Genomic DNA, 23,845 nt, shown 5'->3' with positions numbered 1-23,845 from the left:
TAAATATGGCTTCTGAATTAAGTAAAGAACACCGTGGCTTAGCTTGGATTGCATCATTTGCATTTTTTATGCAAACCTTAGATGTAACCATTTTGAATACGGCATTGCCAATGATTGCCCATGATCTGCATGAATCACCATTAAATATGCAATTAACGGTGATTAGTTATGCTTTAACAGTGGCGCTATTTATGCCGTTAAGTGGTTGGTTGGCGGATCGTTTTGGAACCTTAACTGTGTTTCGTTATTCAGTTCTACTTTTTGTACTAGGCTCGGTTTTTTGTGCTATATCAGGTAGTTTAGATATTCTGATTTTATCACGTGTTGTCCAAGGGATCGGCGGCGCAATGATGATGCCGGTTGCTCGGCTTACTTTAATTAAAGCGGTGCCAAAAACAGAATTACTTTCGGCTTGGAATTTAATGGCAATGGCAGGATTGACAGGACCTATTTTAGGGCCGTTATTAGGGGGATGGTTAGTCACTTATGCTTCTTGGCATTGGATCTTTTTAATTAATATTCCGGTCGGTTTATTAGGGATTTTCTTTGCCCGTTTTTATATGCCTAATTTAATTGGTGCACAAACTAGCTTTGATCGTGTTGGCTTTATTCTTTTTTCTGGGGGGATCGTATTAGCAACGCTTGGCTTAGATTTCGTGGGTGAAGCCAATAGAGATCGAGAATCAGCAACAATGTTTATTTTAATCGGATTATGTTGTTTAGCTTGTTATGTGTTCTATGCAAAAGGAAAACGTAACGTATTATTCCCGCTTTCAGTGTTTTTTAATCGTACATTTACCCTCAGTATGATCGGGAATTTGTTAATTCGTTTATCGGCTTCTGGTGTACCATTTTTATTACCATTAATGTTGCAAATTGGGTTAGGGTATCCAGCGGATCAAGCTGGGATGTTAATGGTTCCTTTAGCAGTAAGCTCAATTATTATGAAACCAATCATTACACGATTATTGGCTAAGTTTGGCTATAAACGGACGTTAATTAGTGCAAGTGTATTGCTGACTTTTGCAGTCATTGGGTTAGGATTAATTGGTTACAGCCAAAATCTGATTTTTAGTATCCTAATTATTATGTTCTATGGTGCTTGTATTTCAATGATATTCTCGAGTGTGAATACGTTGATGGTGAGTGAATTAAAGGATGATCAGGTAAGTGCGGGGACAACATTATTAAGTATTGTGCAACAAATTGGGATAAGTTTAGGAATTGCTGTTGCTTCGGTGGTACTTAATTTATATCATCACCATGCAGCACAAAATGCGTTGTTGCAAAGTTTTAGTAATACTTTCTTTACTTTGTCTGTTTTTGGTGTGTTATCTATGCTGACATTTATCTGTTTAAGGGCAGATGTTGGTGAGGCAATGCATCATAAAGGCAACACAACAGAATAGTTATGCTATTTAGTTATAATGAACTACTTCTAGTTATTTCATTTTTAAAATTAACTGGCTAAGCTATGTCGCAATAATAAGTGCGTGTTCCGGTGGGGACGCATCATTAATGACTACGGGGAGTAACCAAAATGAAGTTTAAACAAGTCTTTGCATTAAGTGCAGCTGCTACAGCGTTGTTAAGTACAGCAAGTTTTGCACAAGCAGAAAAAACATTTATTAACTGTACTAGTCGTTATCCGCAAGGTATTAGTCCAGCATTGGTAATGGATGGAATTTCTTATAATGCCAGCTCACAGCAAGTGTATGACCGTTTAATTAACTTTAAACGTGGTTCAACTGAAATCGAACCGGGCTTAGCGGAAAGTTGGGATATTTCAGCAGATGGTTTAACTTATACCTTACATTTGCGTAAAGGAGTAAAATTCCATTCAAGTAAGCTGTTTAAACCAACACGTGATTTTAATGCAGATGATGTTGTGTTCTCATTTATGCGTCAGTTAGATCCTAATCATCCTTATCACAATGTTTCTAAAGGAACTTATCCATATTTTAATGCGATGAAATTCCCGCAATTATTGAAATCAGTGAAGAAATTAGATGATTACACAGTAGAAATTACCCTAACGCGTCAAGATGCAACATTCTTGCCAACCTTAGGAATGGATTTCCTCTCTATTTATTCTGCTGAATACGCAGATCAAATGATGAGTAAAGGTACACCAGAAAAAATTGATACCGATCCAATTGGAACGGGTCCATTTGTATTCGCAGGGGCGAAATTAGATCAAGCATTACGCTATAAAGCTAACCCAGATTATTGGCAAGGTAAAACACCGATTGATACACTCATTTTTAGTATTACGCCAGATGCAACTGCACGTTATGCGAAATTACAAAAAGGTCAATGCGATATGATCGATTTTCCTAATGCTGCAGATTTAGGCAAAATGAAGAAAGATCCGAAAGTACAATTAGTTTCGCAACCAGGATTAAACGTTGCTTATATTGCCTTTAATACAGAAAAAGCACCATTTGATAATGAAAAAGTGCGTCAAGCATTAAATTATGCTGCTGATAAAGCCGCAATTATTGAATCTGTTTATCAAGGTGCAGGTATTGCAGCGAAGAATCCACTACCGCCAACAATTTGGAGCTATAACGATAGTATTCAAGATTATCCATTTGATTTAGAAAAAGCGAAAAAATTATTAGCGGAAGCTGGTTATCCAAATGGCTTTGAAACAGAACTTTGGGTACAACCTGTGGTACGTGCTTCTAACCCAAATCCACGTCGTACAGCAGAAATTTTACAAAATGACTGGGCGAAAATTGGCGTTAGAGCGAAATTAGTCAGCTATGAATGGGGTGATTATATTAAGCGTACTCGTGCAGGAGAATTTACTGCAGGAATTTATGGCTGGTCTGGGGATAATGGGGATCCAGATAACTTCTTATCACCATTATTAAGTTGTGAAAATGCACATAACGGAAGTAACTATTCACGTTGGTGTAACAAGGATTTTGATGCTTTATTAGCTAAGGCGATTGTGACATCTGATAAGAAAGTGCGTACACCGTTATATGAACAAGCACAAGAGATCTTCCATAAAGCCGTACCTTGGATTCCAGTGGCTCACTCAGTAAGTTATACACCGTTAAGTCCACGTGTACGTAATTATGCACAAAGTCCATTTGGGTATAATGCGTTCTATGGTGTGGATGTTGTAGAGTAATTATGGGATTTAGTATGGAGAAGCGGGCAGTTTGCCCGCTTCTTGTCTTATAGAGTTACCAATTACTTTAACGACTGACAACGCAAAGTAACTGCATTTTTATGGGCTTGTAATTGTTCAGCTTCAGCCATTAATTCAACTGTACGAGCAAGATCAGAAAATCCTTGCGGAGTAAGTTCTTGTACTGTCATACGTTTACTAAAGTCAGCTAAACCAAGGCTAGAACTGGTGCGGCTGTATCCATAGGTTGGTAAGACGTGGTTTGTCCCAGAAGCATAATCGCCCATACTTTCTGGTGAATAAGCGCCTAAGAAAATAGAACCAGCATTATCTAAATAAGGTAATAATTCGCGTGCTTGCTGAACCTGCACAATTAAGTGTTCAGGTGCATAATCATTACTAATTTCTACACATTGTTGTAAATCTTCAGCAATGATAATACGACTATGAGAAAGTGCTTTTTCAGCAGTTTCGGCACGAGGTAATTGAGTTAATTGTTGTGCAATAGCTGCTTCTGTTGCTTGAGCGAGTTGTTTGCTTGGCGTAACCAAAATAACTTGAGAATCTGCACCGTGTTCAGCTTGAGAAAGTAAGTCTGCGGCAACAAATTGTGGATTAGCAAATTGATCTGCAATTACCAGTACTTCAGATGGACCAGCTTGCATATCAATCGCAGCACCATTTGGATCTTGGCTAACTTGACGTTTTGCTTCGGTAACAAAAGCATTACCGGGACCAAAAATTTTATCCACTTTAGCAATAGACTCTGTACCAAATGCCATTGCCATTACAGCTTGTGCCCCACCTACTTGATAGATGGTTTCTACACCACAAAGTGAAGCGGCATATAAAATTTCATCCGCAATAGGTGGTGGAGAACAAAGGATAATTTGTTGGCAACCTGCAATTTTTGCTGGCGTTGCGAGCATTAACACAGTTGAAAATAATGGTGCAGAACCACCAGGAATATATAGCCCTACTTTATTAATTGGACGAGTTAATACTTGGCAACGTACACCTGGTTGCGTTTCAATATCTACTGGTTGTGGCTTTTGAGCTTGATGGAATCTGGCAATATTTTGTTGTGCAGTTTGAATAGCTTGTTTTAATTCAGCTGGAATTCTAGCACTAGCGGCAGCAATTTGTTCAGGCGAAACTTTTAATGCGGTCAATTCGACTTTATCAAAGCGTTGGTTAAGTTCAAACAATGCTTGATCACCTTTTGTTAGGACTAATTCACGAATTTCATCAACCGCAGCTTGGATTGTTTTTGAGCTGCCAATAGCAGGGCGTTGCATTGCTTGTTGACGTTGTTGTTGATCGAGATCATTCCAAATAAGCGTTTTCATATGAGATTCCTTTAGTTCATCATTTTTTCAATTGGTAAGACAAGAATTGAGCTTGCACCGATCGCTTTTAATTGTTCCATTGTTTCCCAGAACAGATTTTCTTGGCTAACCATATGTAATGCGACACGCGCATCTTCATTTGCTAACGGTAGAATGGTTGGATCTTCAACTCCTGGTAATAATGCAATGACTTCTTTTAGTTTGCTTTTTGGTGCGTGTAACATAATGTATTTAGATTCTCTTGCTTGCATTACCCCTTGAATACGTGTGAGTAATTTATCAATTAATTGTTGTTTTGCTGGATCTAGAGGATTATTTTGTTGGATAAGGCAAGATTTTGAACGATAAATGACATCAACTTCACGCAATCCATTAGCTTCTAATGTTGCTCCAGTAGAAACCAGATCACAGATCGCATCGGCTAAGCCAGCACGAGGTGCAACCTCAACCGATCCATTTAATAGACAGCTTTTAAATTTTAAGCCACGCTCGCTCATAAAACGTTTTAATAATTGCGGGTAAGAGGTAGCAATACGCATATTATTTAATGACTCTGGACCGGTATATTCGGCATCTTGTGGAACTGCAATGGATAAACGGCAACCACCAAAATCTAAACGAGTCAGCATTTTATAGTTTGCTTCTTCTCCGCTGGCTTTGCGTCTAAGCTCTTCTTCTTCTAATACGTTTTCCCCAATGATCCCGAGATCAACGACACCATCAAATACTAAACCGGGAATATCGTCATCCCGAACACGTAAGATATCAATGGGAAGATTTTCTGCGTAGGCAATTAAACGTTGTTCATTTAAATTAATTTTTACACCGCATTGTTTAAGGAGTTCTTGGGAATCTTTACTAAGACGACCAGATTTTTGCATTGCAATACGTAAACGAGTTTTGTCTGACATTGTGTATTTCCTTCTTTTCTGTAAATGCTTAAAAATAAAAAACCCTTCGGAGGACTTCCGAAGGGTATAACTGAGTTTTCGTACTCTCGGAAGTTTTTTATCTTCCAAGCAGCACCAAACGCCTGAAAGATTATTCAGTTGAATGGTGATGATGATGAGAGATACGAACAAATAACATAAAACTTTTAATTCCTAACTAAAAAGCAACGCTGTTTAAACTATGCGATTTTTTAGATTTATGCAAGTATTTTTCTTGATGATTTTTATGTCTTTTCTTAATCCCCTTTATTTGGCTATTTTTTGTGCTTTGATAAATAATAATACAGGTCGATGTTGTAAATCTTTAAATTCATTATGCCATTCTGGTTGATCTGCCAACATAGGTTCTTCAATTTGCTGAATTGCAAAACCAGCTTGGATCAAAGCATTAATAATGGTTGCCAATTTACGATGATAAGTTTTAAATGGTTGCTGAAACCAATTTCGTTGGCGTAATCCTTCATCTCGATAATAGTTTAGACGATACGCAATTTGTTGTTTATTCTGATCTTTCTCCCAACGTTCACCACCTTGATAACAAGTTACAATCGGATGCTCCTGAGAAAAAATAAGTTGTCCATTATTAGTTAATTTTGCTGCGATTTGTGTCAATAATGCAGGAAAGTCTTCAATATAGTGAAAAGCAAAAGAACTGGTTACAAGATCAAACTGATTGTCAGGACACTGGGCTAATTGTTCCATTGCTAGGGTATAGCATTGATAATGTTGCCGATTAAATCCTATTTGTTGTAGGTTTTTCTCCGCTTGTGCAATCATTTTTTCGGAGAGATCAATACCTACTGCATAGCTTGCACCTTGTTGTAAATAATATTGAAGATGGACACCTGTACCACAACCTAAATCCAAAACACGTTTATGTTGTAGATTGCCAACAAGACGGAACATTGTTGGCTTTTCGACAATTTCATTCAAACTGATTGGATTAGTTCTTAATTTTTGATAGAGCTGGAAAAATTCCTCTTGATCATAAACGCTTTTTTGCATAATTAACCTGTAAATACGGGGAGAAAACCATAACGTGCAGCTAATTGAGCAACAATATTTAATACACCAAATAAGATGATGAAATAAATCATAAAGTTACCACCAAAAACTGTATAGCTTTGCTCAGGGAAACGCTTACGACAAGCTTTGGCTAATAAGGCAGGTACAATGGCTGCCCAGATAGTCGCCGCTAAACCAGCATAACCAATTGCAATTACAAAACCGAATGGAAATTGTAGGCTAAGTAAGAGTGGTGGTAAGAAAGTAATTAAGGTTGTTTTTGTTCTTCCCATAATGCTGTCATCAAATTTACAAAGATCAGCAATATAGTCAAATAAACCTAATGTTACCCCTAAGAATGAACTTGCAATTGCCATATAAGCAAAGAAATTCAAAATCACTGCCATATATTCGGTTTGAATATATTTACTTAATGCACCCAATAAAGCCGCAATATCACCATCTTTAGCAATAACTGGGGCAAATTCACTGCGTGGCAAATTTCCCTGAATGGCTAACTGCCATAAGATATAAATGGCTAGCGCAATTAAAGTGCCTAAAATAATTGATTTTTCGACACGTTTACCATCACGATTGTAATATTTTACTAAACTAGGTACATTGCCGTGGAAGCCAAACGAGACTAAACAAACAGGCAGAGCGGCGAGTAAATAAGGAAGATAACTTTGTTCGCCTTGAGCAATGGTATTAAAGAGTACCTCTGTTTTTACGGAAGTGAGTAAACCTGTTGTCGAAAGGAAAAAAGCGATTACCATTCCTGCAATTAATACCGTAGTAAAGCGATCAACGGCTTTTGTCGAAAACCAAACGAAAGCAGCTAATACTAAACAGAAGATTAAGGAGCCGTAACTTCTACCTAACTCAACGGCATGACTATCTGTGGTTAAGACCTGATTGAGGAGATTTTCAGTAATTCCACCGCCAGATGTAATATAAGCATAAGTGAGGATATAGAGTACAAATGCCAAGGAAAGACTGTTGATCACATTGGCAGTATTACCTAATAAATCTTTCACGATTGTGCTAAAACTTGCACCTGTTGGATAGTGTAGGTTTGCTTCAAGAATCATTAAGCCAGATGTCGTCATACAAAACCAGGTATAGATTAGTGCCAAAATGGAACCAACAAACCATAATCCAGCGGTTGCGGTCGGATTGGCAAACATACCAGCACCAATGGCAGTACCGGCAATAATCATGGCTCCACCAAGTAAAGAAGGGCGTTTCTGACTCATAATATTTCTCCAAAATGAAAATTTTGCACTATTATAGTAGTACATTATTAAAAGTAAATACTGACGAAGCGAAATTTTCTAAACTAAATTAAAAACACAATTTATTGCAGCAACATCAAACATTCAAAACCCTTAAATTGTTTTTGGATTTTTTTAGAGAAAATAATTTGTCATTTACTGCTAATTTAGCTTGTCATTTTTTGCCAAAATGAGCTAATAAAGTGAAAAAATGTCATTAAGTAATCGATTACGTTCTCATTTTTACAAATTTCTCAGACATTTTTTTGAAAAACAGGTATAGTTGGCACGTTTATCCTAAGGACGCTTTATTTGGCCCATTTACGGGATAAATGAGTTATCTCATCATTCATCAACAGCCATTTTTCCAATCAGGGGTAATTATGGACTTACTTATGAGTATTATCGGCATTGTTGTGTTATTAGCAATTGCCTTTTTATTATCAACAAATCGCAAAGCGATTAATTTAAGAACCGTAGGTGGTGCTTTTGTCATTCAAGTAGGAATTGGAGCATTAGTACTTTATTCAGAATTAGGTCGTAAAGCATTACTTGGTGCTGCTGAGGCAGTTAATAAAGTGATTGCTTATGGTAACGAAGGGATTAACTTCTTGTTCGGTGGTTTAGTCAGTGACAAGATGTTTGAATTGTTTGGTGGTGGAGGCTTTATTTTTGCCTTACGCGTATTACCTGCAATTGTCTTCTTTGCTTCTTTAATTTCAGTACTTTATTACTTAGGGATCATGCAATGGGTGATTCGCTTAATTGGTGGTTTCTTACAAAAAGTACTTGGCACTTCAAAAACAGAATCCATGTCAGCCGCAGCGAACATCTTCGTTGGTCAAACTGAAGCACCATTAATTGTTCGTCCATATATTTCTACCATGACAGAATCAGAACTCTTTGCGATTATGTGTGGTGGTTTAGCCTCTGTTGCGGGGTCAGTTATGATTGGTTACGCACAAATGGGGGTACCACTTCCTTACTTAATCGCTGCATCATTTATGGCAGCGCCAGGTGGGCTATTATTTGCGAAGATTTTGATTCCACAAACTGAAAAATTTAGTGATGATTTAAAATCGGATAGTGAAGAAGATAAACCGTCTAACGTATTAGATGCTGCTGCAATGGGTGCATCATCAGGTATGCAATTAGCAATGAATGTGGGGGCAATGTTATTAGCCTTTATCGCATTAATTGCATTATTAAACGGTATTATTGGTGGTGTTGGTGGTTGGTTTGGTTATGGTGAACTTAACCTACAAACTATCTTAGGTTGGATTTTCCGTCCATTAGCGTATGTTATTGGTGTGCCATGGAATGAAGCTGAAGTGGCGGGTTCAATGATTGGACAAAAATTAGTATTAAACGAATTTGTGGCTTATGTTGATTTCGTTAAATATCTTGGTCCAGATTCACCAATGGTATTAGCAGAAAAAACAAAAGCAATTATTACCTTTGCTCTTTGTGGTTTTGCAAACTTTAGTTCAATCGCAATCTTAATTGGTGGTTTAGGCACAATGGCACCAAATCGCCGTAAAGATATTGCTCGCTTAGGGATTAAAGCGGTTATTGCCGGTTCATTATCTAATTTAATGAGTGCAGCGATTGCTGGATTATTTATCGGATTGGTTGGGCCGGTATTAATGGGCTAACCATTGTGATATAATCTCTACACGCAAAAAACACCACGACAACTGTCGTGGTGTTCTATTATTAGGGGATAGAAAACGTTTGCTTTTCTTATAGGAAGGAATAATTATGTCAGAACTTAATCTTATACAAGCAGCAAAGTTAGCTTTATCTTTAATGGATCTCACCACTTTAAATGACAATGATACTGATGAGATTGTGACTGAGCTTTGCCATAAAGAGAGCAATCCAGTAGGGCAAACCGCAGCAGTCTGTATTTACCCACAATTTATTCAAACAGCAAAACAAGCGTTGCAGCAACAAGGTTGTACACAAGTTGCAGTTGCTACTGTAACCAATTTTCCAGCAGGGGCAGCAGATATTGAATTAGCTCGCCGTGAAACAGAAATGGCAATTCAAGCTGGTGCTGATGAAGTTGATGTTGTGTTCCCGTATCGAGCATTAATGGCGGGGGATGAAAAAATTGGTGCAGAATTAGTCGCAACTTGTAAACGTGCTTGTGGCGATAAATTATTAAAAGTGATTATTGAAACTGGTGAGTTACAATCAGCAGAGTTAATTCGTAAAGCGTCAGAAATTGCGATTCAAGCAGGCGCAGACTTTATTAAAACCTCTACGGGCAAAGTGAAAGTCAATGCAACATTGTCGGCAGCCAAAATTATGTTGGAAACTATTCGTGATTTAGGTGTCCAAGATCGTGTTGGTTTTAAGGCGGCAGGTGGTGTACGTACTGCTGAAGAGGCTCAACAATATTTACAACTCGCAGCGGATCTTTTTGGTGAACAATGGTTAACACCACGTCATTTCCGTTTCGGTGCTTCAGGTTTATTAAATAATCTATTATCCACATTAGGTGTAGAAACTGCATCTGCGAAAACAAACTATTAATTAAGATAATCGTTTAAGAGAGGATTCTATGAAACGTGTATTTATTATGATGCTAGATTCTTTCGGTATTGGTGCATCTGCTGATGCTGATAAATTTGGCGATGCTGGTTCAAATACATTGGGACATATTGCTGAACGTTGTGCAGCAGGTTTAGCAAATGAAGGCAGAGAAGGTGCATTAAATATCCCTAACTTAACAAAACTTGGTTTAGGTTTAGCAGCTAAAGAGTCTAGTGGCATATTCCCAGCTGGTTTAGATGAAAATGCAGAACTCATTGGCGGATATGCTCATGCAAAAGAAATTTCCTCTGGTAAAGATACACCATCTGGTCACTGGGAAATTGCGGGTGTACCTGTGTTGTTCGATTGGGGGTATTTCCCTGAACACGAAAATTCTTTCCCACAAGAATTACTTGATCGTATTGTAGAAAAATCAGGGATTCCAGGTTATTTGGGTAATTGCCATTCATCAGGTACAGTGATCTTAGATCAACTTGGTGAAGAGCATATGAAAACAGGTAAACCAATTTTCTATACTTCGGCAGATTCTGTGTTCCAGATTGCTTGTCATGAAGAAACTTTCGGCTTGGAAAGATTATATGAGCTTTGCCATTTAGTCCGTGAAGAATTAGAAGGCTACAACATTGGTCGGGTTATTGCGCGTCCATTTATTGGTGATAAAGCAGGAAATTTCCAACGTACGGGAAATCGCCACGATTATGCGGTTGAGCCACCATCAGCAACTGTGTTACAAAAATTAGTTGATGAAAAGCATGGGGAAGTTGTGTCAATCGGTAAAATTGCTGATATTTATGCGCATACAGGTATTACGCGTAAGATTAAAGCAACAGGTTTAGAAGAGCTATTTGATCGTACTTTAGAAGAAGTTCGTGCGGCAGGCGATAAAACCATTGTATTTACTAACTTTGTGAACTTTGACTCAGATTTCGGTCATCGCCGTAATGTTGCAGGTTATGCAGCAGCATTAGAGTATTTTGATCAACGTTTACCAGAGTTATTGAAGTTAGTAACAGGTGACGATTTGTTGGTGATTACCGCAGATCATGGCTGTGATCCAACTTGGACAGGTACAGATCATACTCGTGAACACATTCCAGTATTACTCTATGGGGCAAATGTACCAAAACAATCTTTTGGCAGACGTGAAACATTTGCGGATATTGGGCAAACCATCGCAAATTACTTTGAATTAAGCCCAATGGATTATGGTTCAACAATCATTGATTTTCATAACAAATAATAAAGAGAGGATAATTTATGGCGACTCCACACATTAATGCCGTTGATGGTGCTTTTGCAGATGTTGTTTTAATGCCGGGCGATCCATTACGTGCAAAATATATTGCAGAAACTTTCTTAGAAGGTGCGGTTGAAGTAACTAATGTACGCAATATGCTTGGTTATACTGGCACATACAAAGGTCGAAAAGTTTCAGTAATGGGGCACGGGATGGGTATTCCATCTTGTTCAATTTATGCAAAAGAATTGATCACTGAATATGGTGTTAAAAAAATTATTCGTGTTGGTTCTTGTGGTGCAGTGCGTAATGATGTGAAAGTGCGTGATGTTATCATTGGTTTAGGTGCGTGTACTGATTCTAAAGTAAACCGTATCCGTTTCAAAGATAATGATTTTGCTGCGATTGCAGACTTTGATATGGCACAAGCAGCTGTACAAGCAGCAAAACAAAAAAATGCTAAAGTACACGTGGGAAATCTTTTCTCAGCAGATCTTTTCTATACACCAGATGTCGAAATGTTTGATGTAATGGAAAAATATGGCATTTTAGGTGTAGAAATGGAAGCGGCAGGTATTTATGCAGTAGCAGCAGAATATGGTGCGAAAGCATTAGCCATCTGTACTGTTTCAGATCATATTCGTACTGGTGAACAAACTACATCAGAAGAACGTCAATTAACTTTCAATGATATGATTGAGATTGCATTGGAATCTGTATTAATTGGCGATAAATGATTTATATTTGTTAAGTTTAGATAGCGAGTAGTATTACTCGCTATTTTTGCTCACCGAATAAACACAAAAAACAAAACTTGTTTACTAATTAATCAATTAATCGGCGTAATTATCTTTATTCACCCAAATTCAGATAAAAAGCTTCCCTTTCTAATAAAAATAGGTACTATAGCCCGTCCTTTTTCAACTTGTTTGCATAAAGGAACATTCTCTTTATTCCCCATAAAGGGAATTAAAAAAGCTGAAACGCTTTTTTTAATAAGTAGCGAGTCAAATGCCCCATGGCATCTGTTTGTAGGAAACAGAAAGCTTAGGCTTCCCGCAAGGCACCCGACTTATTTTTTTCACCTCTATTAGAAGGTTTATTTTAAAATGACAATTATCACCCCTATAAAATCAATTCATAATGCTACCAACTCTTATTATTTAGATCGTCAAGATAAGATGGAATCAAATGTAAGAAGTTATCCACGTAAATTACCTTTAGCGATTGCAAAAGCTTCTGGCTGTTGGGTAACAGATGTTGAGGGCAAAGAATATCTTGATTTCTTAGCAGGTGCAGGAACGTTAGCGTTAGGGCATAACCATCCGGCAATTAAACAGGCTATTTTAGATACTGTGGCAAGTGATCTGCCGTTACATACTTTAGATTTAACCACACCATTAAAAGATGCTTTCACCGAAGAATTATTATCTTTCTTCCCTAAGGATAAGTATTGTTTACAATTTTGTGGTCCATCTGGTGCAGATGCTAATGAAGCGGCGATTAAATTAGCAAAAACTTATACTGGTCGTGGTAATGTGATTGCTTTTTCAGGTGGATTCCATGGTATGACTCATGGTTCTCTTTCGCTAACAGGCAATTTAAGTGCAAAAAATGCTGTACAAAATTTAATGGCTGGCGTGCAGTTTATGCCATACCCACATGAATACCATTGTCCGTTTGGTATCGGTGGTGAGGCTGGTGCCGAAGCAGTTACCGCTTATTTTGAGAATTTCATTGAAGACGTGGAAAGCGGAGTAGTAAAACCTGCTGCCGTTATTCTAGAAGCAATTCAAGGCGAGGGTGGTGTTGTGCCAGCGCCAGTGAAATTCTTACAAAAAGTAAGAGAAGTTACCCAAAAACATGGCATCTTACTGATTTTAGATGAAGTACAAGCAGGCTTCTGCCGTTCTGGTGAAATGTTTGCTTTTGAACACGCAGGTATTGAGCCTGATATTGTTGTTATGTCTAAAGCTGTAGGTGGTAGTTTACCATTAGCGGTATTGGCTATTCGTAAAGAGTTTGATGTGTGGAAACCAGCTGGACACACAGGAACATTCCGCGGTAACCAATTAGCGATGGCGACAGGCTATGCTTCATTAAAAATTATGCGTGAACAAAATCTAGCGCAAAATGCAAAAGAACGTGGCGAATATTTAAAATCTGCATTACAAACCTTAGCGAAAGAATATCCTTGCATTGGGCATATTCGTGGACGTGGTTTGATGATGGGAATTGAAATTGTTGATCCGACCAAACAACCAGATCGTACAGGTGCGTATCCAGGTAATCCGGATTTAGCCGCAGCAATTCAAAAAGCGTGCTTTAATAATGGATTATTACTTGAGCGTGGCGGACGAAATGGGAATGTTGTTCGTGTTCTTTGTCCAATTATCATTACACAAGCTGAATGTGAAGAGATGATCAAACGCTTTACTCAAGCTTTAGTGGATGCGTTACAGCAAGGGTAGAGTAATTATTAATTACTTTGCTTATGGTCGATAAAAGTACGAGCAAGTTCTCGTACTTTTTGTCAATAGCGATCAATCAATTTATGTAGGAATTTAGTTATGTTAAATCAACATAAACGAGCATTATTTTGCCGCGATCCTCAATCGATCAATGATTACCAAACTGCAATGCAACAAGCGGTTACCGCAGTTTGTGAATGGATGCAGAATGATAAAATGTATACAGGGGGAAGTATTCGCCAAATTCGCCCGACCATTCAATTTAAGCCGACTAAAGAGGGAGCGGGAATTGAAAAAACCTTGCAACATCTCACCGAGATTTTTCTTCACCCAAGTTTAAAAGTTCATCATCCTCATTCATTAGCACATTTACATTGCCCAACTATGGTGACCAGCCAAATTGCGGAAGTGTTTATTAATGCGACTAACCAATCAATGGATTCTTGGGATCAAAGCCCAGCAGGATCGATTATGGAAGAGCAGCTAATTGACTGGTTAAGACAAAAAGTAGGCTATGGCAAAGGGACGGCTGGCGTGTTTACATCGGGTGGCACACAGTCAAATTTAATGGGAGTGTTGTTAGCTCGAGATGCTTGTGTGGCAAAACATTGGCGGCAGGAAGATGGTTCGGAATGGTCTGTGCAACAACAGGGTTTGCCAGCAGAAGCGTTACAAAAGGTCAAAATTATCTGTTCTGAAAATGCCCATTTCTCAGTGCAAAAAAATATGGCAATGATGGGAATGGGATTTCAGTCGGTGGTGACTGTACCAACCAATCAAAATGCCCAAATGGATATTGCAGCGTTAGAAGCCACGTTAGCGGAATTAACAGCACAAGGGAAATTTATTGGATGTGTTGTCGCAACTGCTGGAACAACAGATGCTGGTGCTATTGATGATATTGCTGCTATTAGTGAAATTGTAAAGCGATATGACTCTTGGCTGCATATTGATGCTGCTTGGGGCGGCGCATTAATCTTGTCACACAATTTCCGTGATTGGTTAAACGGATTAGAACAAGCAGACTCCATTACGCTCGATTTTCATAAGCATTTTTTCCAAACTATTTCGTGTGGTGCATTTTTATTAAAAGATGAACGAAATTTCCGTTTTATTGATTATAAAGCTGATTATCTTAACTCTGAGTATGATGAAGAATATGGTGTACCAAATTTAGTAGCAAAATCGTTACAAACGACACGCCGTTTTGATGCACTAAAATTATGGTTCACGATGGAAGCGTTAGGAGAAGATCTTTATGCGTCAATGATTGATCATGGGATCTATCTGGCAAGAGAAGTAAGTGATTATATTAACGCACAACCGATGTTAGAGATGTTAGTTGAACCGCAGTTTGCTTCGGTATTATTCCGTATTTGCCCTGCAGAGTATCCAGCAGAATTTATTGACGCATTGAATCAAAATGTGGCAGATGAGTTATTTGCTCGTGGCGAAGCGAATATTGGCGTTACTAAAGTGAATGGGGTACAAGCGTTAAAAATGACCACATTAAGTCCAATTGCGACTATTGAAAATGTTAAAGCATTATTAGAGCAAGTGGTAAATGAAGCAGAACGCATCAAATCAGCGATTGTTGCCGGAGATTATGTGCCACCAATTGCACTTTAGTGTTGAAAATATAATGCCCGATGTTATCGGGCATTATATTTTATTGACAAACTTCTTCTTCCGTTAATGGTTTGACAGCTTGATTAATCATTTTTACTAATTGTTTCTGGTTATTTGCAGTAAAAATTTTACCACCTGTTGCGGTAGCAACACAATTCGCTGCTTCTGCTCCACCAATATCAACAACATTAATTTTGAGTTTTGGTTGTTTTCTTGCGATCTCTTTAGCTAAGATACAAATATTAGGTGAGTCACAGGAATCTTGACCATCACTTAATAAAAGAATAAATCCATCTCGATTACGCCCATCGAGCATATTAGCTGCTTTTTGTAATCCATTATAAAGAGGGGTACCGCCAAAATTTGAATTATCTGGTTCAGGATACATTGAATTTATCTTTGCTCGAAGCTGTTTTCGTTGATTAGGGTGATAAAAACCATGATTAGTTGCAGCTGGGCAGCCTCTTAATTCTATTAAACCAATATCAACACTTTTTGCTATATTGTTGATAATGTTAGCAGAAGATTTTTTAGCAACCTCTAAACGGTTTGGTGAACGCCGCATATAATTCACTTGTTCTTGCGTTGGAAGATAATGCATCCAAAACTGTTGAAATTGATCAATGGTTTGTTTGCTTTCTAAGAGAGTAAATAACATTGAACTAGAGTTATCAAAGATAATGGCCATCTGTGGAGTTTCCCCAGGTTTAGTTGAGATAGTACATTTCTTTGTAGGTATTGTGACAGTTTTATCTTCTTTAATAGGTTCTGCCTCAGGAGAAACGAGGTTTTCTTTTGGTGGAATGACTTTTTCCTCTTCTGCGGGGAGTGTTTCAGTCTGAGTCGGTTTAGGCTCTGTTTTTTCTTTTGGTTGTTCGATAACAGGCTCTGCTTTTACTGGCTCAGGGAGTTTTTCTGGTGAACGCAGGAAAAAATACCACCATAATAATAGGCCTAAAAGAAGCAATAAAAGTGGTAATAACCACCAACACCAACGATGAGAAACGGGGGAAGTTACAGGAGGAACTGGTGGAGGTGTAGCAGGTTTTTTCCCTACACCCCATCCAACAATCACAGGATCATTATTAATGATATAGATTTGTTTTGTGTCGTGGCTTGCACCATCAACAAGTTGTGTTAATAAATTCGATTGTTGTGGAGTAATGTGTCCTTGATGAGATAATGTTTGAGCTAATTGTTTAATCGCATTAAGCCTTGATTCAATTAATGGTTGGACGGAGGATAATTTTTGCTGATCCGTAATACTGTCTTTTAGCAGATAAGGTTGACCTTGGAGATCACTATACCATTCTACAATTTTTCCCTCTTCTTTTATTTCTGGCCGCGCAAATAGAGTCGCTGTACTTGGTGGGAGATGGCGCATAATAATGGCTATCAACTCATCATAATGTGATAAAAGTTGAATTGCATTGTTATGTTCTTGTTGAATGGTAAATCGGGCCAAACGTTGCATAGTTTTATCCTCTAAATAGAAAGATAGGTAGCTTGCGGCTACCTATCTAAGAAATATTAAATACCACTAGCGGCTTGTAATACTTCTAATTTATATTTTAGTGCTTTAATTTCTGCTTGTTTTGCTTCATCGGTTGCAGAAGAACTATTAATATTATTGAGTTCTTGTTCAACTTTTTTGATTTCAGCTAATACATCTTCTTTACCTTTAGCTTTTTGTTTTAATTGTGCAGTATAAGCAGTTACTGATTTATTTAACTTAGCTAACTCAGCCTTTTTTTGTACGACTTTACGTTGAGACGCGGTGACTTGTTGCTGTGTATTTGCATATGTTTGATTCAGTGTAGCATTTGTTGCTTGCTCACTTTGTAATGCTTGTTCTTTTTGTTGAACGCGATGATCATATGTTCCAGAACTTGTACACGCCATTTTATTCCAAACACTGGTTTCTACTCTTGGATCACATTGTTCAGGTGAAACTGAACAAGCAGTTAAAGCAGTAAGGATTGCACATATTGAAATAATTTTTACTTGTTTCATTTGTTACCCCAATCGAATAGCAGAACGTTGTTTAGTTGATGCATCGACTAAGCGTTCGTATGCAGCAATTTGTTTATTTAAATTTGCAATTTCAGCTTCAAATTTGCCTACTTTCATACCACTGGCTTTTTCTTTGCTTGCTACTTCACGTAATGTTTGTGCCCGCTTTTTCATAGAAGCAAGATTATTTTTTGCTGCATTAATATCAGCGTCAATTTGTGCTAATTGTTTTTGTGCTTCTGCTTTTTGAATTGCACCAGATTTTAATTGTTTATTCATATTGGCAAGTAGTCGATTATTTTGGGTTAATTGACCTTTTGCTTTTGCTGTTGCGCGTCTAACCATCTCTGAATTTTTACGAGTTTCCGCAATATAAGAGTTCAGGCGATCTTCGGTTTTAGCATAACTTTTTCTTTGTTTTTCTAAATAATAGTTGGTTCCCATTAACGCGCCACAACCAACTGCAGCACCAGCTACACCAGCAACTGTTGCTGTTCCAGCATCTTTACCTGCCAATAATGCAGCACCAGCACCAAGAACGGCACCACCTGCAGCACCCCAAGCACAAGCACCTAGGCCTGATTCACTAAAAAATTGTGCTTCTTCACCAGTAGATAAGCTACTTCTAGAACTGGAAGTGCTACCCATATTTTGGCAACCTGTGAGAATCAGAGTTGTAGATAATGCTAATACGCTTAATAATGAAGGTGTTGATTTGACCATATTATTTCTCCTGTTTGATGTGAGTACAATTTTCTAACCATTGTTGACGAGTAATTTTTCCATCTTGATAGTATTGAGCAAGATGTTTCCAGTAGAGATCGACATATTTCACCAAATTGGCTTTACCACTACTATTTACAATTGTGTTAGCACGTTCTACTTGGGACTCTATTGTTTGTTTATTATAGGTTGCAGAGCTCCCTACTATGGTATCTGCATAGTATTTTAAGACAAAATCACGTGCTTGTTCTGACTCTGTCAAACGGGCTTTGGCAGCCGTTTCTTTTTCTGTATTTGGATATAATGAAGTCATCGCTTCTGCAATTTTTCGATTTTGTTCGACTTCTCCGTCTAAATCAGAAACATTTGCACATAAAAATGCGCCTAATTGCAATGCTGAACGTATAGCCGCATCTCTTTGTTCATCTCGTTCTAAGTTAGCTGCTCTTAATTGTTCTTTAGTATTATTAAGTTCTTTTTTTAATTTTTCATCAACAGTGGTATTAGCCAGTGCTGCTAACTTATTAACAATTTCAGCGCCTTCAGCTTGATTATTATTTTTTTGATTGTCTTGGCCTAACGCTTCCCATTCCGTTTGTAGTTGTTTTATATGTTCACTTGATGTTAATAATGGTGCAACAATGGCTACTCTGAAGCCGATATCTTTTGCCTTTTTTACACCATTTTTATCATAATATGGAATCTCTAAACGAGAGATATTGTTTACATCAGATTCTGATTTTAAGTAACTTCCGCCTCTGACAGTAATTCCTCCATCTTGTCCGTGATAGCGATTTAATTTATTGAGTTTGAAACTATCGAACATCATTTCACTTGCGTTACCTAATGTGTCGAATAGTCCAATTGGATTAGGTTTTAAACGACCAATTACTTGTAAACGGCCATTAGCTGATTTTGCATTATTAAACCAAGCATATTCAGCTAAATTTCCCTTCATTGGAAAGGTAATTTCACGAAATTCAGAAGGTGTTACCGCAACACCGCCGCGAGAAGCGAATTCCCATTCAACATTAGTAGGTAAACGGATAAAACCTGCCGTACCATCATCAGTAACAGGTAATTTGTCTTTTGCATTTTTTAATAGCCATTCATTATATTTTTGAGTAAAAGTAATAGCATCAAACCAACTAATATTGGTAATTGGTAATAACCCTTTCATATTTGGAGTAGGACATTTTTCTGTCATCACAGATTGGTATTGTGCATCGGTAATTTCATATTTTGCTAATAAAAAGTAGCGTTCATTATGCTTATCTGTAAATCCGCCAGTAATGTAGTTAGGTGTTGCATATTCAGCATAACCATCTTGTTGACGATTGCCACCCAGAGTAATAGAAGTATCTTCTAGTGGTTTATGGGTATTTGTTTTAACGATCCGAAATGCCATACTTCCTTCACAAGGTAAAGGAAGAATAACATCATCAGCAAGAGGCTGAGGATTGTAAAATTTTTCATCCCAGGCACTTTGTGCTGTTGTAGCAAAAAAAGATAGACTAAGGAAAACAAAAGTATATCTAAACATCTCTTAAACTCTCCGCAGGTTGAATTTTGAGTGCACGGATGGCGCCAATAGCGGCAACAATACCAGCTAAAATAAAAGAAATTGTGAATGCAATGAGTAGATGTATTGGCTGTAAACTACTAACAAAATGGGTTTCCATTAAGTGGCTAGTTAATTTTTGGTTAAATAATTGACTACCTACTAAAAAGAATAGATAAGATAGAATGAATGAAATACTACTTAAGATAATAGCTTGTAAAATTAAATAACTGACAACGCTTGTTGCTTGAAACCCAAGTAATCGTAAAATAGCAATTTCTTTTCTTTTACGATCAATATTAGCTAAAAAAGCACCAATTAGTGATAAAAGACAACCAATAATAGAGGTTCCGGCAATAACGGTAAAGATGGTTTCTAAAACAGAATCAATAGCTTTAACATTTTCAATGGCTTTGGCTTCTGTACGGATATCAATGTTTTTCTCACGGAGTTTTTGAGCTAATGGTAAAACGTCATCTAAAGTTTTAGCGTAAATTCTTGCTCTGGCAAAGGTTGTTCTAGTTTGGGCAGGAGAATCTCCTTGCATTGTAGGGAAGAGGGCAGTTTGTAGCCCATCACGAAAATCTTCAATCCCAAGAAGTATATTTAAATCAACAAAGGCTGCAGCCCTAGGAAAACGAGTTTCGGGAATAATATCTACAACTGTAAAAGAAAGAATTCCCTTTTCAATATTATTTTCGTAGGTTCTTGTTGCGAGTAGCTCTATTTGTTCGCCTATGTTGATTTTCAATTTTTCTGCAGCTAATGCACTCAAAATAATAGAATGTTGATTTGGTAATAGGTGTTGTACAACGGGATCCCCTTGTTTTGTTGGTAATATTTCTACATTAGCAATAAAGCGATTGTTTTTACCTCGTAAATCAACAATTGTATTTAGTGAGCGAGTTAAAGGGATGACAAATTGTACTTCTGGTTGAGATTCAATCCATTGAAACCATTGTTGTGAAAGGTTTAAATTACCGACAATTTTAATTTCTAAATTATGTGGATCATTCAATAATTGGTTTCGTAATTGTGATACAACACCATATTTCAAACTAAAAAGGAGTAATAGCGGTGCGATCACAGCAATTAATGAAGCAATGATACAAAAAGAGACTTTCCGATCATAAAAAAGATCTCTTGAAGCAAGTTTACTCAGCAAAACAGCTTTCTGTAGATAGCATATAGGTATCATCTTTTTGATCTCTTTGTTTTTCTTTAAAAATAGCTTGCTGTGAGGAAATTAAATCAGCTTGGAATATACGTAAATTATGAGACTTCGTAAGTTCCCAATCATGTGTGACTAATAAGATTGCAATTTTTTGTTGAATAGCTAGTTTTAGCATTAAATCGAATAGCGTATTGGCATGATGGGGATCGAGAGCTGATGTAGGTTCATCTGCTAATAAAAGTGATGGTTTATGAGCAATGGCTCGGATAAATGCGACTCGTTGTCGCTCGCCAATAGATAATTGTTTTGGATATTTGTTTAATAAATGTTGAATATGCAGTTGTTCACACAAAGAAGATATCCAATGTTGATCTATTATTGAATGTAATAACTCATTTGGTAAGGCAATATTTTGCGCAATCGTTAAAAATGGTAATAATCCACCATTTTGTAACATAAAACCTAACTGCTTTGCTCTGATTTGAGCTAATTGTTGATGTTGGTGTTGCTGAGTTAATTGCCGAATATTGATAGATTGATAGGGCGTTTCTATTTCAAAACGATCAAGTCTGTCTGGTCGTAAGATCAAGCCAATCATTTCTAATAATGTACTTTTCCCACAGCCACTCATACCCTGAATAGCAATAACCTCACCTTCAGTTACTTGTAGTTGTGGTAATGAAACAGTAAAACTTTGTTGTTCTGTTCCTCGAGTGATAGACATATTCTCAATAATTAGCATGATCTTACCTTTGAAGTTATTATGGTAATGCTTCTAATGGAACAGGATAGACAAAGTCTCTTGGATCACTACCTTCAGATAATGAAATCCAACGACTTTGGTCTTCATTGAAGATGCGATAATGACGTAATTTACTGTGCAAATCTCGGATAAATTTTTCTTGTTCTTGTGCACTCATTCCTTTCCAGGTGTCTTCATCAATAGAGGTGACCTGGCTCTTATAAGGAATATTATCCAAGTATTCACCTAATAAACCGAGATCTGCAATTTTAGTTGAGCTATCAGATTTGATTTTATTAGGATCTTGTCCCATAGCGGCTGCAATAGAACGAAGTTGAGCAAACATATCGTCTGGTGAGATTAAACCTTCATTTGCAGCATCCGCGATTTTTTTTACGATGTCACTTAAATCACTTAATTGGGCTTTAGTTAACAATATTCGAGCTTCAGCTGTTGGGATAGAAGGTTTAACAAAATCGCGATCGCTAATCCAAGCTTTAAATACAGGAGGCGCTTTAGTTCCTTTTACATCACCTAAGTATGCAAGTTGCATAGCTTTGCCTAATAAGATCGCATCTTGCTCAATTTCATCTTTCGGTTCATTTTTGCTATTAGAGGCAGTTAATGCACTACCAGCAGCCATTTCTCCACGATAAGCTAATTTTACTTGTTCAGTTAATGCTTTGGCTAATTTACTAATTTTTTCACCAAATTCATTTACATCCCCAGCATTGACAGGGTAATACAACGCTTTATTTAAATAGTCATTAAAGGCGAGGTCATTATATTGTTCTTGTGCTTGTTGATGGTTTTTGGCTCCAGCAGGTGTTTTTAAGTGAAGAGCATAGATAGCAACACCTCTATGTTGTGCTTCTAAACGTAACTGTTTAGCGTCTAAACCTGTTGTGGAAATTGGATTATTACCATCAATTGCACCGGCATCAGTAATCAACACAATATAACGGGCACCGAAATTATTCCATTTAATATCATTAAGAGCTTGATTAATACCAGCGTAAGCATCTTCATTAAATTCTTTGCTGGATACTGTTGCTTGTTTTAAAGAAGCAACTTTTTGCATAAAGTCTTGCCCATTTTTTACTGTATTTGGATCAACAAAAAGCTTTGAAGTATATTCTAAACCTTTTACTGCATCAGTATTGGAGCGGAATGCAACTAAACCAAATTTTACTTGTTGTCCTAATTTTTCTTTTTCAATTTGTTGATAGACCTGTTTAATCGCTTCTCGTGTACGATTGATATAAGGATCCATCGAAATTGTAGAGTCTATAACAAAGACAACAGCAGCGCTGAAACCGACAATTTCTTGTGGATCTTTACTATTTTGATTTGTGGTACTAGATGCTTGATTAGATGAAGTAGATTTAGCTAACGTTTGATCATTTTTACTGACCGAAGCAACTTCTAATACTCGCTCATAAAATCCTTTTGCATTCATCACTTCTTCGCCTTGTAATATTGGTAACAAGTAGAAGTTTTTTTGGAAATCAACAAATTCTGCGGGCTCTTGAGCAAGTACAGCCGGATTATTTTTATTATTAGCTAAATCTTTACGGATTGGTTGGAGTAATTTATTTGGATCATCCGCATTAACAATTTCATCTAAAGTGGCTTTATCTTTAAAGAAAAGCAAGCGATCTCTGTCTGAAGGGTTAGTAAAGACAAGTGTCATTTGTATATTCCAAGGTACGGCACAACTTTCATCAAGCCAACCTACGGTTTTTCCAAATGTGTCTGGACCTACTAAGACAAATTGCTTATTGGCAACTTTTTCTCTTTTATAAACATAATAGCGAGAAAATGTTGGAATTTTTTTCCCGGCTTTTGCTTTATTATCGGCCAATAATTCACAAGTTGGGGTGCTTAATACCCGTTGATATAATGTTGTTTTTCCTTCTTGCAATAGAGGTTTCTCATTAGCAAATACCATTAAAGGTAATAAGCATAGAGTATATAAAGGAGTTAGTTTCAATTTAGCCATATGTTTAT

The 23,845-nt window shown here is 37.3% G+C and carries 19 protein-coding genes and 1 other annotated feature; of the genes, 8 read left to right on the top strand and 11 right to left on the bottom strand.

What is annotated here, in order from left to right:
* Positions 1–5 precede the first annotated feature (5 nt).
* Positions 6–1,409 (top strand): DHA2 family efflux MFS transporter permease subunit, encoded by a 1,404-nt coding sequence (locus tag PF272_RS10120; RefSeq protein ID WP_271142661.1) that lies wholly within the window; start codon positions 6–8, stop codon positions 1,407–1,409.
* A gap of 131 nt (positions 1,410–1,540) precedes the next feature.
* Positions 1,541–3,145, top strand: a complete 1,605-nt coding sequence (locus PF272_RS10115; protein WP_271142660.1) for an ABC transporter substrate-binding protein — start codon at positions 1,541–1,543, stop codon at positions 3,143–3,145.
* Between the two features lie 62 nt (positions 3,146–3,207).
* On the opposite strand, the gene hisD is transcribed toward PF272_RS10115, so the two are convergent.
* From hisD to mtr, 4 genes are all read right to left on the bottom strand, one after another.
* A complete protein-coding gene (hisD, locus tag PF272_RS10110; protein ID WP_271142659.1) occupies positions 3,208–4,494 on the bottom strand; it encodes a histidinol dehydrogenase in 1,287 nt (428 codons plus the stop codon).
* A gap of 11 nt (positions 4,495–4,505) precedes the next feature.
* Positions 4,506–5,405, bottom strand: coding sequence for an ATP phosphoribosyltransferase (hisG, locus tag PF272_RS10105; protein WP_271142658.1), 900 nt, complete (start codon positions 5,403–5,405; stop codon positions 4,506–4,508).
* A 34-nt stretch (positions 5,406–5,439) separates the two neighbouring features.
* Positions 5,440–5,560 (bottom strand) — a sequence feature (His leader region).
* Positions 5,561–5,690: 130 nt separating this feature from the next.
* Positions 5,691–6,449 (bottom strand): class I SAM-dependent methyltransferase, encoded by a 759-nt coding sequence (locus PF272_RS10100; RefSeq protein WP_271142657.1) that lies wholly within the window; start codon positions 6,447–6,449, stop codon positions 5,691–5,693.
* A 2-nt stretch (positions 6,450–6,451) separates the two neighbouring features.
* Positions 6,452–7,708, bottom strand: a complete 1,257-nt coding sequence (mtr, locus tag PF272_RS10095; protein ID WP_271142673.1) for a tryptophan permease — start codon at positions 7,706–7,708, stop codon at positions 6,452–6,454.
* A 398-nt stretch (positions 7,709–8,106) separates the two neighbouring features.
* On the opposite strand from mtr, the gene PF272_RS10090 reads away from it, so the two are divergent.
* From PF272_RS10090 to PF272_RS10065, 6 genes are all read left to right on the top strand, one after another.
* Positions 8,107–9,378, top strand: coding sequence for a NupC/NupG family nucleoside CNT transporter (locus PF272_RS10090; RefSeq protein WP_065233783.1), 1,272 nt, complete (start codon positions 8,107–8,109; stop codon positions 9,376–9,378).
* Between the two features lie 106 nt (positions 9,379–9,484).
* On the top strand, positions 9,485–10,264 hold the full coding sequence (gene deoC / locus PF272_RS10085; protein ID WP_271142656.1) for a deoxyribose-phosphate aldolase: 780 nt from the start codon (positions 9,485–9,487) through the stop codon (positions 10,262–10,264).
* Positions 10,265–10,292: 28 nt separating this feature from the next.
* The gene (gene deoB / locus PF272_RS10080; RefSeq protein WP_271142655.1) at positions 10,293–11,525 is read left to right on the top strand and encodes a phosphopentomutase; all 1,233 of its coding nucleotides are present in this window, start codon (positions 10,293–10,295) and stop codon (positions 11,523–11,525) included.
* Positions 11,526–11,542: 17 nt separating this feature from the next.
* Positions 11,543–12,259 (top strand): purine-nucleoside phosphorylase, encoded by a 717-nt coding sequence (gene deoD, locus PF272_RS10075; protein WP_065233780.1) that lies wholly within the window; start codon positions 11,543–11,545, stop codon positions 12,257–12,259.
* Between the two features lie 372 nt (positions 12,260–12,631).
* On the top strand, positions 12,632–13,993 hold the full coding sequence (locus PF272_RS10070; protein WP_271142654.1) for a diaminobutyrate--2-oxoglutarate transaminase: 1,362 nt from the start codon (positions 12,632–12,634) through the stop codon (positions 13,991–13,993).
* Positions 13,994–14,092: 99 nt separating this feature from the next.
* Positions 14,093–15,622 carry a pyridoxal phosphate-dependent decarboxylase family protein gene (locus tag PF272_RS10065; RefSeq protein ID WP_271142653.1) on the top strand — a complete coding sequence of 510 codons (1,530 nt, stop codon included), beginning with the start codon at positions 14,093–14,095 and terminating at the stop codon, positions 15,620–15,622.
* Between the two features lie 40 nt (positions 15,623–15,662).
* On the opposite strand, the gene PF272_RS10060 is transcribed toward PF272_RS10065, so the two are convergent.
* The 7 genes from PF272_RS10060 to PF272_RS10030 are packed head-to-tail and all read right to left on the bottom strand — an operon-like array spanning position 15,663 to position 23,837.
* Positions 15,663–17,096, bottom strand: a complete 1,434-nt coding sequence (locus PF272_RS10060) for a VWA domain-containing protein (protein WP_271142652.1) — start codon at positions 17,094–17,096, stop codon at positions 15,663–15,665.
* Between the two features lie 56 nt (positions 17,097–17,152).
* Positions 17,153–17,635: a hypothetical protein gene (locus tag PF272_RS10055; RefSeq protein WP_271142651.1), complete on the bottom strand. Its 483-nt coding sequence runs from the start codon at positions 17,633–17,635 to the stop codon at positions 17,153–17,155.
* Between the two features lie 3 nt (positions 17,636–17,638).
* The gene (locus tag PF272_RS10050; RefSeq protein WP_065237962.1) at positions 17,639–18,358 is read right to left on the bottom strand and encodes a hypothetical protein; all 720 of its coding nucleotides are present in this window, start codon (positions 18,356–18,358) and stop codon (positions 17,639–17,641) included.
* Position 18,359: 1 nt separating this feature from the next.
* Entirely contained in the window at positions 18,360–19,901 is a 1,542-nt protein-coding gene (locus PF272_RS10045; RefSeq protein ID WP_271142650.1) for an SUMF1/EgtB/PvdO family nonheme iron enzyme, read from the bottom strand.
* Complete coding sequence (locus tag PF272_RS10040) at positions 19,894–21,117, bottom strand: ABC transporter permease (RefSeq protein ID WP_333781498.1); 1,224 nt, start codon at positions 21,115–21,117, stop codon at positions 19,894–19,896. Before PF272_RS10040 ends, PF272_RS10045 begins: the two co-directional genes overlap by 8 nt.
* Positions 21,074–21,835, bottom strand: a complete 762-nt coding sequence (locus PF272_RS10035) for an ABC transporter ATP-binding protein (RefSeq protein WP_271142648.1) — start codon at positions 21,833–21,835, stop codon at positions 21,074–21,076. The genes PF272_RS10040 and PF272_RS10035 overlap by 44 nt, the downstream gene beginning before the upstream one ends.
* 19 nt (positions 21,836–21,854) lie before the next feature.
* Positions 21,855–23,837: a vWA domain-containing protein gene (locus tag PF272_RS10030; RefSeq protein ID WP_271142647.1), complete on the bottom strand. Its 1,983-nt coding sequence runs from the start codon at positions 23,835–23,837 to the stop codon at positions 21,855–21,857.
* Between the last annotated feature and the right edge of the window lie 8 nt (positions 23,838–23,845).

The organism is Gallibacterium faecale (assembly GCF_027920745.1).
GTDB classification, from domain to species: domain Bacteria; phylum Pseudomonadota; class Gammaproteobacteria; order Enterobacterales; family Pasteurellaceae; genus Gallibacterium; species Gallibacterium faecale.
The sequence above is the reverse complement of the archived record's forward strand: the minus strand, read 5'-3'. Positions and strand labels throughout refer to the sequence as shown.

Excerpts from the sequence above, each read along its gene's own strand:
- PF272_RS10040 (WP_333781498.1), bottom strand. The coding sequence starts at position 21,117 with ATGATACCTATATGCTATCTACAGAAAGCTGTTTTGCTGAGTAAACTT.
- PF272_RS10030 (WP_271142647.1), bottom strand. The coding sequence starts at position 23,837 with ATGGCTAAATTGAAACTAACTCCTTTATATACTCTATGCTTATTACCT.
- PF272_RS10050 (WP_065237962.1), bottom strand. The coding sequence starts at position 18,358 with ATGGTCAAATCAACACCTTCATTATTAAGCGTATTAGCATTATCTACA.
- deoD (WP_065233780.1), top strand. The coding sequence starts at position 11,543 with ATGGCGACTCCACACATTAATGCCGTTGATGGTGCTTTTGCAGATGTT.
- deoB (WP_271142655.1), top strand. The coding sequence starts at position 10,293 with ATGAAACGTGTATTTATTATGATGCTAGATTCTTTCGGTATTGGTGCA.
- PF272_RS10055 (WP_271142651.1), bottom strand. The coding sequence starts at position 17,635 with ATGAAACAAGTAAAAATTATTTCAATATGTGCAATCCTTACTGCTTTA.
- deoC (WP_271142656.1), top strand. The coding sequence starts at position 9,485 with ATGTCAGAACTTAATCTTATACAAGCAGCAAAGTTAGCTTTATCTTTA.
- PF272_RS10045 (WP_271142650.1), bottom strand. The coding sequence starts at position 19,901 with ATGTTTAGATATACTTTTGTTTTCCTTAGTCTATCTTTTTTTGCTACA.
- PF272_RS10115 (WP_271142660.1), top strand. The coding sequence starts at position 1,541 with ATGAAGTTTAAACAAGTCTTTGCATTAAGTGCAGCTGCTACAGCGTTG.
- PF272_RS10060 (WP_271142652.1), bottom strand. The coding sequence starts at position 17,096 with ATGCAACGTTTGGCCCGATTTACCATTCAACAAGAACATAACAATGCA.
- PF272_RS10065 (WP_271142653.1), top strand. The coding sequence starts at position 14,093 with ATGTTAAATCAACATAAACGAGCATTATTTTGCCGCGATCCTCAATCG.
- PF272_RS10035 (WP_271142648.1), bottom strand. The coding sequence starts at position 21,835 with ATGCTAATTATTGAGAATATGTCTATCACTCGAGGAACAGAACAACAA.
- PF272_RS10120 (WP_271142661.1), top strand. The coding sequence starts at position 6 with ATGGCTTCTGAATTAAGTAAAGAACACCGTGGCTTAGCTTGGATTGCA.
- hisD (WP_271142659.1), bottom strand. The coding sequence starts at position 4,494 with ATGAAAACGCTTATTTGGAATGATCTCGATCAACAACAACGTCAACAA.
- PF272_RS10070 (WP_271142654.1), top strand. The coding sequence starts at position 12,632 with ATGACAATTATCACCCCTATAAAATCAATTCATAATGCTACCAACTCT.
- hisG (WP_271142658.1), bottom strand. The coding sequence starts at position 5,405 with ATGTCAGACAAAACTCGTTTACGTATTGCAATGCAAAAATCTGGTCGT.
- PF272_RS10090 (WP_065233783.1), top strand. The coding sequence starts at position 8,107 with ATGGACTTACTTATGAGTATTATCGGCATTGTTGTGTTATTAGCAATT.
- PF272_RS10100 (WP_271142657.1), bottom strand. The coding sequence starts at position 6,449 with ATGCAAAAAAGCGTTTATGATCAAGAGGAATTTTTCCAGCTCTATCAA.